The organism is Pseudomonas sp. NDM, from assembly GCF_003105095.1.
GTDB lineage: Bacteria > Pseudomonadota > Gammaproteobacteria > Pseudomonadales > Pseudomonadaceae > Aquipseudomonas > Aquipseudomonas moraviensis_A.
Genome location: NZ_QETJ01000158.1, coordinates 1 through 10,964 on the forward strand (window position 1 = coordinate 1; position 10,964 = coordinate 10,964).

Annotated in this window: 13 protein-coding genes and 1 tRNA gene; all 14 read left to right on the forward strand. The window is 58.9% G+C overall.

Annotated features, from left to right (window positions below):
* The first annotated feature begins 100 nt into the window (after positions 1 to 100).
* Positions 101 to 592, forward strand: coding sequence for a crossover junction endodeoxyribonuclease RuvC (ruvC, locus tag DCO47_RS22350; protein ID WP_116658949.1), 492 nt, complete (start codon positions 101 to 103; stop codon positions 590 to 592).
* A 114-nt stretch (positions 593 to 706) separates the two neighbouring features.
* Entirely contained in the window at positions 707 to 1,315 is a 609-nt protein-coding gene (ruvA, locus tag DCO47_RS22355) for a Holliday junction branch migration protein RuvA (RefSeq protein ID WP_024014088.1), read from the forward strand.
* The gene (gene ruvB, locus DCO47_RS22360; RefSeq protein ID WP_024014087.1) at positions 1,316 to 2,377 is read left to right on the forward strand and encodes a Holliday junction branch migration DNA helicase RuvB; all 1,062 of its coding nucleotides are present in this window, start codon (positions 1,316 to 1,318) and stop codon (positions 2,375 to 2,377) included.
* 126 nt (positions 2,378 to 2,503) lie between these two features.
* Positions 2,504 to 2,971 carry a tol-pal system-associated acyl-CoA thioesterase gene (ybgC, locus tag DCO47_RS22365; protein WP_116658950.1) on the forward strand — a complete coding sequence of 156 codons (468 nt, stop codon included), beginning with the start codon at positions 2,504 to 2,506 and terminating at the stop codon, positions 2,969 to 2,971.
* Positions 2,961 to 3,656: a protein TolQ gene (gene tolQ / locus DCO47_RS22370; protein WP_008080223.1), complete on the forward strand. Its 696-nt coding sequence runs from the start codon at positions 2,961 to 2,963 to the stop codon at positions 3,654 to 3,656. The genes ybgC and tolQ overlap by 11 nt, the downstream gene beginning before the upstream one ends.
* Positions 3,657 to 3,679: 23 nt before the next feature.
* Positions 3,680 to 4,132, forward strand: coding sequence for a protein TolR (gene tolR / locus DCO47_RS22375; RefSeq protein WP_161806102.1), 453 nt, complete (start codon positions 3,680 to 3,682; stop codon positions 4,130 to 4,132).
* On the forward strand, positions 4,132 to 5,208 hold the full coding sequence (gene tolA / locus DCO47_RS22380) for a cell envelope integrity protein TolA (protein ID WP_042607286.1): 1,077 nt from the start codon (positions 4,132 to 4,134) through the stop codon (positions 5,206 to 5,208). Before tolR ends, tolA begins: the two co-directional genes overlap by 1 nt.
* A 17-nt stretch (positions 5,209 to 5,225) precedes the next feature.
* On the forward strand, positions 5,226 to 6,506 hold the full coding sequence (tolB, locus tag DCO47_RS22385) for a Tol-Pal system beta propeller repeat protein TolB (RefSeq protein ID WP_082367955.1): 1,281 nt from the start codon (positions 5,226 to 5,228) through the stop codon (positions 6,504 to 6,506).
* Between the two features lie 52 nt (positions 6,507 to 6,558).
* On the forward strand, positions 6,559 to 7,056 hold the full coding sequence (pal, locus tag DCO47_RS22390) for a peptidoglycan-associated lipoprotein Pal (protein ID WP_003178634.1): 498 nt from the start codon (positions 6,559 to 6,561) through the stop codon (positions 7,054 to 7,056).
* A 6-nt stretch (positions 7,057 to 7,062) separates the two neighbouring features.
* Entirely contained in the window at positions 7,063 to 7,902 is an 840-nt protein-coding gene (gene ybgF / locus DCO47_RS22395) for a tol-pal system protein YbgF (protein ID WP_041479790.1), read from the forward strand.
* A 167-nt stretch (positions 7,903 to 8,069) separates the two neighbouring features.
* Entirely contained in the window at positions 8,070 to 8,717 is a 648-nt protein-coding gene (gene queE / locus DCO47_RS22400; RefSeq protein WP_042607284.1) for a 7-carboxy-7-deazaguanine synthase QueE, read from the forward strand.
* 1 nt (position 8,718) lies between these two features.
* Positions 8,719 to 9,411: a 7-cyano-7-deazaguanine synthase QueC gene (gene queC, locus DCO47_RS22405; protein WP_039758175.1), complete on the forward strand. Its 693-nt coding sequence runs from the start codon at positions 8,719 to 8,721 to the stop codon at positions 9,409 to 9,411.
* Between the two features lie 62 nt (positions 9,412 to 9,473).
* Positions 9,474 to 9,549, forward strand: a tRNA-Lys gene (locus tag DCO47_RS22410).
* A 270-nt stretch (positions 9,550 to 9,819) separates the two neighbouring features.
* Positions 9,820 to 10,878, forward strand: a complete 1,059-nt coding sequence (gene nadA / locus DCO47_RS22415; RefSeq protein WP_042607283.1) for a quinolinate synthase NadA — start codon at positions 9,820 to 9,822, stop codon at positions 10,876 to 10,878.
* Positions 10,879 to 10,964 lie beyond the last annotated feature (86 nt).

Here is a 10,964-nt window from a genome sequence, read left to right on the forward strand (position 1 = left end):
TGACGAAATAAGGGCTTCGCGACACTGAACAGGACGGAGGAGGATTACAACCTTCTCAGAAACGTCTCGAATATTACTGAGCGATACTGATTGAAGTCGTATCACCGGTTACGGGATCGTTCGCGATACCGGGCGGGGCGGCTGCATCTATGTGGCCTCGGGCTGCATTCGCACCGGATCCGGCGAGCTGCATGAGCGTCTGCAGATCGTCTATCGCGGCGTGCGCGAGATCATCAAGACCTACGGCCCGGTGACCATGGGCATCGAAAAGGTGTTCATGGCGAAAAACGCCGACTCGGCGCTGAAGCTCGGTCAGGCGCGCGGCGCTGCGATTGTTGCTGGCGCTGAAGAATGCCTGGAAATTGCCGAGTACACCGCCACGCAAGTCAAACAGGCCGTGGTCGGCACGGGCGCGGCCAATAAAGAGCAGGTGCAGATGATGGTCATGCACATGCTCAAATTGACCAGCAAGCCGCAAATCGACGCCTCCGACGCCTTGGCGATCGCCATCTGCCATGCGCATACACGCTCGAGCCTGCTCCCCCACGGTCTGGGAACCGCACGCAGTCGTGGCGGGCGCCTGCGTCTCTGATAGCATCAGCATCAATTTTCCTGAAAGTGGCTTTTCGGTGCCTGTGTTGCCGGCGCGCAAGCCCCCTTCAATCGTCGCCAGCCCACGGCTGGCCAGCGCTCAAGGATTCAAAACGTGATTGGACGCTTGCGCGGCACCCTGGCTGAGAAACAGCCGCCGCACCTGATTCTCGATGTAAACGGCCTCGGCTATGAGGTGGAAGTGCCGATGACCACCCTTTATCGCCTGCCGTCGGTCGGTGAACCGCTGACCCTGCACACCCACTTGGTCGTACGCGAAGATGCGCAATTGCTCTATGGTTTTGCCGGCAAGCGTGAGCGAGACTTCTTCCGCGAGCTGATCCGTCTCAACGGGGTCGGGCCGAAACTGGCGCTGGCGCTGATGTCGAGCCTGGAAGTCGATGAGCTGGTGCGTTGCGTGCAGTCTCAGGACACCTCGGCGCTGACCAAGGTGCCTGGGGTTGGCAAGAAGACTGCCGAGCGTTTGCTGGTCGAATTGAAAGACCGTTTCAAAGCCTGGGAAACTTCGCCGGCGATGTTTGCGCTGGTGCCGAATCAGCCGGACGGCCCGGCGCCGGTCAACAGCGCCGAGACCGATGCCGTCAGTGCGTTGATATCCCTGGGCTACAAGCCGCAGGAAGCGAGCAAGGCGATTTCCGCGATCAAAGACAAGAACCTGAGCAGCGAAGACCTGATCCGCCGCGCTCTGAAGGGAATGATTTAAGTGATTGAAGCTGACCGTCTGATCGCCGCCGCGCACAGCCCGCGCGAGCGCGAAGAAGTCCAGGATCGGGCGATTCGTCCCGTCAGCCTGGCCGATTACATTGGCCAGCCGACCGTGCGCGAGCAGATGGAACTGTTCATCCAGGCCGCCCGTGGCCGCAGCGAATCCCTCGATCACACCTTGATCTTCGGCCCGCCGGGTCTGGGCAAGACCACGCTGGCTAACATCATTGCCCAGGAAATGGGCGTGTCGATCAAGAGCACTTCGGGCCCGGTGCTCGAGCGCCCTGGTGATCTGGCCGCATTGCTGACCAATCTCGAGCCGCACGACGTGCTGTTCATCGACGAAATCCATCGACTGTCGCCGATCGTTGAAGAAGTGCTGTATCCGGCGATGGAAGATTTCCAGCTCGACATCATGATCGGCGAAGGGCCGGCGGCGCGCTCGATCAAGCTGGATCTGCCGCCGTTCACTCTGGTCGGTGCGACTACCCGCGCGGGCATGCTGACCAATCCGCTGCGTGACCGCTTCGGTATCGTCCAGCGCCTGGAGTTCTACAGCACCGCCGACCTGGCAACGATCGTCAGCCGTTCGGCGGCAATTCTCGGTCTGCCGCTGGATCCGGAAGGTTCGTTCGAGATCGCCCGTCGTGCTCGTGGCACGCCGCGAATTGCCAACCGGCTGCTGCGCCGAGTACGCGACTTCGCCGAGGTCCGCGCCAAGGGCCACATCACCAAAGCGGTCGCAGATCTGGCGCTGAACCTGCTGGATGTCGACGAACACGGTTTCGATCACCAGGACCGGCGACTGCTGCTGACCATGATCGAGAAGTTCGACGGCGGCCCGGTCGGGATCGACAGTCTGGCGGCGGCAATCAGTGAAGAACGCCACACCATTGAAGACGTGCTCGAGCCCTATCTGATCCAGCAGGGCTATATCATGCGCACACCCCGGGGCAGGGTGGTGACGCGCCATGCCTACCTGCATTTCGGTTTGAACGTTCCATCGCGTATGGGTGAGATGCCCGTGGCAGACGAGTTTCTCGACGCCGTGGACGATTGATACACATTTGTTGGTGATTTATTCAGGGTTTGTACGGTCATAGGACGGTACTTTTGCGTTATAGCTTTGAAACCACGAAAAACAGTTGTCTGCCGGATTGGCAACCTGAGGAGTAAGCACTAGAGTATGCGCGCGCAAAACGGGCTTGGGCCGTTCGCACATCGTTGTCGCGTTTATTACGAGGACACCGATGCGGGCGGCATCGTGTATTACGTTAATTACCTCAAGTTTATGGAACGGGCTCGAACCGAACGGCTACGGGAACTGGGCTTTGCCCAATCGCAGCTGGCCGGAGAGGACCTGTTGTTCGTCGTGCATACCAGCGAAGCGCGCTACCACGCGCCGGCGCGACTGGATGACGAACTGCTGGTAAGCGCTGATGTAACCGAATTGAACCGTGCCAGCCTGCGCTTCAGACAGCAGGTCAGGCGGGCCACGGATAATGTGCTGCTCTGCGAAGGGCAGTTTTTGGTGGCCTGCGTGCGCACCGACAGTTTGAAACCCCGGGCCCTTCCCGAAGACCTGCGTGCGGCCTTTGCCGACGCGGTCGGCCCGGGTACACACTCAGAGCAGGAGATAAAGCGTGGAAGCTAACGTCGTCGACCATTCCTCCATGTGGAGCCTGGTCAGCAATGCCAGCATCGTGGTGCAGTTGGTAATGTTGACCCTGGTGGCCGCATCGGTGACCTCATGGATCATGATCTTTCAGCGCAGCAACTTGCTGCGTGCCGGTCGACGCGCCCTGGAGAGCTTCGAAGAGCGCTTCTGGTCGGGTATCGATCTGTCCAAACTGTACCGTCAGGCCGGCAGCAATCCCGATCCGGATTCGGGCGTCGAGCAGATCTTCCGTGCCGGTTTCAAGGAGTTCTCCCGTCTGCGTCAACAGCCAGGTGTCGATCCTGAAGCCGTGATGGAAGGTGTCGCTCGTGCCATGCGCGTGGCCATCTCCCGTGAAGAAGAGAAGCTGGAGCAGAGCCTGCCGTTTCTCGCCACCGTCGGTTCGGTCAGCCCGTACATCGGTCTGTTCGGTACCGTCTGGGGGATCATGAACTCCTTCCGCGGTCTGGCCAGCGCCCAGCAAGCGACCCTGGCCACCGTTGCCCCGGGTATCGCCGAAGCCCTCATCGCCACCGCGATCGGCCTGTTCGCTGCGATCCCGGCGGTCATCGCTTACAACCGTTTTGCTGCGCGCAGCGAAACCTTGCTGGGCCGCTACTACACCTTCGCCGATGAATTCCAGGCGATCCTGCACCGCAAAGTGCACACCAGCGAAGAATAAGCAGGTATTTCCCGATGGCTTTAATCGCTCGAGCTCGCAAAAAGCGCAAGCCGGTCGCCGAGATGAACGTGGTGCCCTACATCGACGTGATGTTGGTGCTGCTGGTCATCTTCATGGTGACCGCGCCGATGCTCAATCAGGGCGTGAAAGTTGATCTGCCCAAGGTTTCCAGCGAAGCCTTGCCGCAGGACAACAACACTCAGGTCCTGACCATTTCGATCAAGGCTGACAAGACCTACTACTGGAACCTTGGCAGCGAAGTCGACACCGAGAAGCAACAGGACAGGGCCATGACCCTGCCGCAGATGACTGACGCAGTGACCAAGATCATTCGCGTCGGCACCGAAGGCGGCAAACGCACCCAGGTGTTCATTCGTGGCGACAAGACTGTCGACTACGGCGCCGTCATGGGTGCCATGGGCGGGTTGCAGAAAGCCGGGGTCGGTAACGTTGGTCTGATTACCGAGGCCCCCTGATGCAGCAACAGCGAGAGCCGTCCGCCTCGGAAAGCTACTTCTGGCCTAGTGTTCTGGCAATTGTCCTGCACGTGCTGGTATTCGGCATGCTGTTCGTCAGTTTTGCCTTCACGCCCGAACTGCCGCCGGCCAAGCCGATCGTCCAGGCGACTCTGTACCAGCTGAAATCGAAAAGTCCGGCGACTACCCAGACCAATCAGAAGATTGCGGGTGAGGCGAAGAAAACTGCCGCGCGCCAGACTGAAGTCGAACAGCTCGAACAGAAAAAGATCGAGCAGGAAGCGGTGAAAGCGGCGGAACAAAAGAAAGAGGAAGCGGCTCAAAAGGCCGAGGAAGCGAAGAAGGCCGACGAGGCGAAAAAAGCGGACGAAGCGAAAAAGGCTGATGAAGCCAAAAAAGCCGATGACGCGAAGAAAGCCGAAGCCAAAAAAGCCGAAGAGAAACAATTGGCTGATATAGCCAAGAAGAAGGCCGAAGACGAAGCGAAAAAGGCTGCTGAGGAAGAGGCCAAGAAAGCCGCTGCCGAAGAAGCCAAGAAGAAGATCGTCGAAGACGCGAAGAAGAAAGCCGCCGAAGACGCCAAGAAGAAAGCTGAAGCTGAAGAGGCGAAGAAGAAAGTCGCCGAAGACGCGAAGAAAAAAGCTGCTGCTGACGCTGCCAAGAAAAAGGCCCAGGATGCAGCGCGCAAGTCGGCTGAAGACAAAAAGGCTCAGGCGTTGGCTGAGTTGCTTTCGGACAAGACGGATCGGGCAGCGACCAAGGCGGACGAACTTGGCGACAGCGTAGCGGGTGATTTCGATGACCTGATCAGGCTCCGTGTTTCGGAGGGTTGGAATCTTCCACCTTCGGCGCGTAAAGGCATGAAAGTGGAGCTTCGGATCAGTATGTTGCCGGACGGTACCGTAACGGGTGCTACGGTCACAAAGTCCAGCGGCGATGCTCCATTTGACGCTTCTGCGGTAGCCGCGGTTAAGAATATCGGGCGATTGACGGAAATGCAGGGCTTGAGCCCCGCTGATTTTGCTCCGTATCGCTCATTCAAGATGACATTCAATCCTGAGGATTTAGGCTTGTGAGAACTATTCTTCGATCAATGCTGGTCGTTATCTGCTGCCTTGCAGGGATAGCGGTAGCAGACGAAAAGAACATCCTGATCAGCAGTGGCACTGACCGGGCTACGCCGATCGCCGTCGTTCCATTCGGCATGCAGGGCGGTGCCGTGCTGCCGGATGACATGGCAGAAATTATCGGTAACGATTTGCGCAACTCTGGCTATTACGCGCCGATCCCCAAGCAGAACATGATCAGCCAGCCAAGCCAGCCGAGCGAAATCATCTTCCGTGACTGGAAGGCATTGGGTGCTCAATACGTGATGGTCGGCAGCATTGCTCCAGCGGGCGGTCGTCTCCAGGTGCAGTGGGCACTGTTCAACGTTGCCACCGAACAGAAAGTGGCTGACGGCAGTGTTTCCGGTACTACCGACCAGATCCGTGACATGGCGCACTTCATTTCCGATCAGTCGTTCCAGAAGCTGACCGGCATCGACGGCGCGTTCTCGACGCGTCTGCTGTACGTAACCGCCGAGCGCTTCTCCGAGAAGAACACGCGTTACACCCTGCAACGTTCCGACTATGACGGCGCTCGTGCAGTGACGCTGCTGCAATCCCGTGAGCCGATCCTGTCGCCACGTTTCGCGCCGGACGGCAAACGTATCGCCTATGTGTCGTTCGAGCAGAAGCGTCCGCGCATCTTCATGCAGAACATCGACACCGGTCGCCGTGAGCAGATCACCAACTTCGAAGGCCTCAACGGCGCGCCAGCCTGGTCGCCGGATGGCAATCGCCTGGCGTTCGTTCTGTCGAAAGATGGTAACCCGGACATCTACGTGATGAACCTCGGTTCGCGCCAGATCAGCCGTGTAACCAATGGTCAGGGCATCAATACCGAACCGTTCTGGGGTAAGGATGGCTCGACCATCTACTTCACCTCCGACCGTGGCGGCAAGCCGCAAATCTATAAAACCAGCGTCGGTGGCGGTGGTGCCGAGCGTGTGACGTTCGTGGGCAACTACAACGCCAACCCGAAACTTTCGGCTGATGAAAAGACTTTGGTGATGATCCATCGTCAGGATGGCTTCACCAATTTCAAGGTGGCAGCTCAGGATCTGCAGCGGGGTAGTGTAAAGATCCTCACTGATAGCACTCTGGACGAGTCACCTACTGTTGCGCCCAACGGCACCATGGTAATCTACGCCACCCGCCAACAGGGCCGGGGAGTCTTGATGCTCGTGTCCATTAATGGGCGCGTGAGGCTCCCGCTTCCTACCGCTCAAGGCGAAGTCAGAGAACCGTCCTGGTCCCCTTACCTGAAGTGAGCGGGCGCTACACGTTTTACTTAACACACTGGGGTTCATTAGGAGTTTCACGATGGAAATGCTGAAGTTTGGTAAATTTGCTGCGCTGGCTCTGGCCATGGCTGTAGCTGTAGGTTGCTCGTCCAAAGGCGGCGACAACGCCGGCGAAGGCGCTGTTGATCCAAACGCTGGTTACGGCGCAAACACCGGTGCCGTTGACGGCTCCCTGAGCGAAGAAGCTGCTCTGCGCGCAATCACCACCTTCTACTTCGAATACGACAGCTCGGACCTGAAGCCAGAAGCCATGCGCGCTCTGGACGTTCACGCCAAAGACCTGAAAGCAAACGGCGCTCGCGTTGTTCTGGAAGGCAACACCGACGAACGTGGTACTCGTGAGTACAACATGGCACTGGGCGAGCGTCGTGCGAAAGCCGTTCAGCGCTACCTGGTACTGCAAGGTGTTTCCCCAGCTCAGCTGGAACTGGTTTCCTACGGCGAAGAGCGTCCAGTTGCTACCGGCAACGACGAGCAGTCCTGGGCCCAGAACCGTCGCGTCGAACTGCGTAAGTAATTCGATATGCGAACGTGCCGTCGTGCTGTAACTGTTCTGGCTCTCAGCCTCGCGCCGCTTGCGGCGTGGGCTGCGGTTCCTGTGGTCGATGACAACTCCGGTTATAACAATAGCGGGAGCAGTTATCCGCCTGCGGGTTACGGTACGAACGGCGCCTATGCCGGGGGAGCGGCTTCGGCCCCTGCCTCGGCACAAGGCATGCTGTTCAACCAATTGCAACAGATGCAGGATCAGATCTCGCGCCAACAGGGCGTGATCGAAGAACTGCAGAATCAGGTTGCGCGCATGAAGCAGGAATCCCTGGAGCGATACCAGGATCTTGATCGGCGCATAGGATCCGGCGTTGCACCAGCCGCGACTCCCGAGAATTCTTCTGCCGGCGGCGATGCAAGTGCTGCTGCCGGTGCTGCCGCAGGCGCGGGTGCTGCTGCGGCCGCCCAAGCCCCTGCTGCGGGTAGCGAACCGGCTGATCCGGCCAAGGAAAAGCTGTATTACGATGCCGCTTTCGACCTGATCAAAGCCAAGGATTTCGACAAGGCCAGCCAGGCCTTCGCGGCTTTCCTGCGCAAATATCCGAACAGCCAGTACGCGGGCAACGCTCAATACTGGTTGGGCGAAGTGAACCTGGCCAAGGGTGATCTGCAAGGTGCAGGTCAGGCGTTTGCCAAGGTTTCGCAGCTGTATCCCAAGCACAACAAAGTGCCGGACTCGCTGTACAAACTGGCTGACGTAGAACGCCGCCTCGGTCATACCGACAAGGTCAAAGGCATTCTGCAGCAGGTGGTGTCCCAATATCCGGGCACGTCCGCCGCGCAATTGGCCCAGCGTGATCTGCAGCGCATGTAAGCCTGTTTATCCGTGTTTTGAAGAAACCCGCGCTTGTCGCGGGTTTTTTCGTTAGAATTCACGCCCTTTTTCTGAAACACGCTTCTTGCGGTCTACGCGTTGGCGGGATTGCCTGAAGTGCCTGACGGAGGCGGACAGCCTGTTTCGCTGTTACGCCCGTGGCGACTATGCAAGACACATTGAGAATCACCGAAGTTTTCTACTCGTTGCAGGGGGAAACTCGGACTGCCGGGCTGCCCACGGTTTTCGTGCGCCTGACCGGTTGCCCGTTGCGTTGCCAATACTGCGACAGCGCTTATGCGTTCAGTGGCGGCACCGTCCGCACCCTCGACGACATCCTTGAGCAAGTGGCCGGGTTTCGCCCTCGCTACGTCTGTGTCACCGGCGGTGAGCCGTTGGCTCAGCCAAACGCTATTCCTTTGCTTGAACGGTTGTGTGATGCCGGCTACGAGGTTTCGCTGGAAACCAGCGGCGCCCTCGACGTCTCGGCGGTGGATTCACGCGTCAGTCGCGTGGTTGACCTGAAGACCCCAGGCTCGAAAGAAGCGCATCGCAACCGCTACGAGAACATCGAACTGCTGACCCGCAACGATCAGGTGAAGTTTGTCATCTGCTCGCGGGAGGACTATGACTGGGCGGTCTCCAAGCTGATCCAGTACGGCCTCGACCAGCGTGCCGGCGAAGTGCTGTTTTCTCCAAGCCACCATGACCTCAATGCTCGCGAGCTGGCAGACTGGGTGGTGGCGGACAATCTGCCGGTACGCCTGCAATTGCAGCTGCATAAATATCTTTGGAACGACGAACCGGGGCGCTGAGATGACTGAACAACTGAACACTACCGAAAAACGTGCGGTCATCCTGCTGTCCGGCGGCCTCGACTCGGCCACCGTCGTTGCGATGGCCCGCGCCGAAGGCTACGCCTGCTACACCATGAGTTTCGATTACGGTCAGCGCTCGCATGCCGAATTGCATGCCGCCGCCCGCGTTGCTCGTGATCTGGGCGTGGTCGAGCACAAGGTCATTGGCCTGAATCTCAATGGCATGGGCGGTTCGGCCCTGACCGACACCAGTATCGACATCCCGGAGGAGCTGGGCGAAGGCATTCCGGTGACTTACGTGCCGGCGCGCAATACCGTGTTCCTGTCGTTGGCATTGGGTTGGGCGGAAGTGCTCGGCGCCCGCGACATCTTCATCGGCGTCAACGCGGTGGATTATTCCGGCTACCCGGATTGCCGTCCCGAGTTCATCGAGTCGTTCGAGCGCATGGCCAATCTGGCGACCAAGGCGGGCGTGGAGGGCAACGGCTTCCGCATTCAGGCACCTTTGCAGAACCTGAGCAAGGCGCAGATCGTCCAGGCCGGCGTGAAGCTGGGCGTGGATTATGGCCTGACGGTTTCCTGCTACCAGGCAGACGATGACGGGCGCGCGTGCGGCAAATGCGACAGCTGCCGCCTGCGTGCAGAAGGCTTCGCGGCAGCTGGTGTGGACGATCCAACCCCTTATTTTTGATTATTTTCAAAAAGGTGTTGAATAGTCCTTAAAAATCAGTATTATACGCGCCACCACACAGCGGGTCGTTAGCTCAGTTGGTAGAGCAGTTGGCTTTTAACCAATTGGTCGTAGGTTCGAATCCCACACGACCCACCATATTTGGCGGTTTAGAAAATCCGGAAGGCCCACGAAAGTGAGGATTTCCGGGTTTTTTTTTGCCTGCGATTCGGCTGCTTTGTGTTTCAGCGCCGCGGTGCCTGACACAGGTCAGAATCATCTTTTGTATCAACGGGATATTCTGTAGCCTTGCGCAGCTTCAACGCTGTCCGTGCCTGATGATACTCACTCTCCCGGCGGTACCTCTAGCGGTCCGGAGCCGGGTGTATACTCGACTTTCGCGCGAATGCGCCTGCAGGTCTTGCGAACATGACGCAGATTTCCGAACGCCTTCTGGTTCAAGCCCACCTCGACGCCAAACAGCCCAAACCGCTGACGGCAGAGGAAGAGGCCTACTACCGTTCCGCCATCGCCGCCGAGCTCAAGGCTCAGGACGCGGTGCTCGTGGCCCACTTCTATTGCGATCCGGTGATTCAGGCCCTGGCCGAAGAAACCGGCGGCTGTGTTTCCGATTCCCTGGAAATGGCCCGCTTCGGCAACGCCCACCCGGCCAAGACCGTGGTGGTCGCCGGCGTGAAGTTCATGGGCGAGACGGCAAAAATTCTCAACCCGGAAAAACGCGTGCTGATGCCGACCCTGGAGGCGACCTGCTCGCTGGACCTGGGTTGCCCGGTCGACGAGTTCTCGGCGTTCTGCGATCAGCATCCGGAGCGCACCGTGGTGGTTTACGCAAACACCTCCGCCGCCGTGAAGGCTCGGGCTGACTGGGTGGTGACGTCGAGCTGCGCACTGGAAATCGTCGAAAGCCTGATGGACAACGGCGAAACGATCATCTGGGGCCCGGACAAGCACCTGGGCACTTACATCCAACGCAAGACCGGCGCCGACATGCTGCTTTGGGACGGTGCCTGCATCGTTCACGAAGAGTTCAAGTCCAAGCAGCTCGAAGACATGAAGGCGTTGTACCCGGACGCGGCGATTCTGGTTCACCCGGAGTCGCCGACATCGGTGATCGAACTGGCCGACGCCGTCGGTTCCACCAGTCAGTTGATCGCAGCCGCACAGAGCCTGCCGAACAAGACCTTCATCGTGGCGACCGACCGCGGCATCTTCTACAAGATGCAGCAGCTGTGCCCGGACAAGGTGTTCATCGAGGCGCCTACCGCCGGCAACGGCGCGGCGTGCCGCAGTTGCGCGCATTGCCCCTGGATGGCCATGAACACCCTTGAGCGCACGCTCAAGAGCCTGAAGGAAGGCACGAACGAGATCTTCGTTGATCCGGCGCTGATCCCGCAGGCGATCCGCCCGTTGAAGCGCATGCTGGACTTCACCCAGGCAGCGCGGATGAAATTGGCCGGTAACGCCTAAAACCTTTCAGATACAACACAAAACCTGTAGGAGTGAGCCTGCTCGCGATAGCGGTGTGTCAGTCAGCGATACGTTGACTGACACAC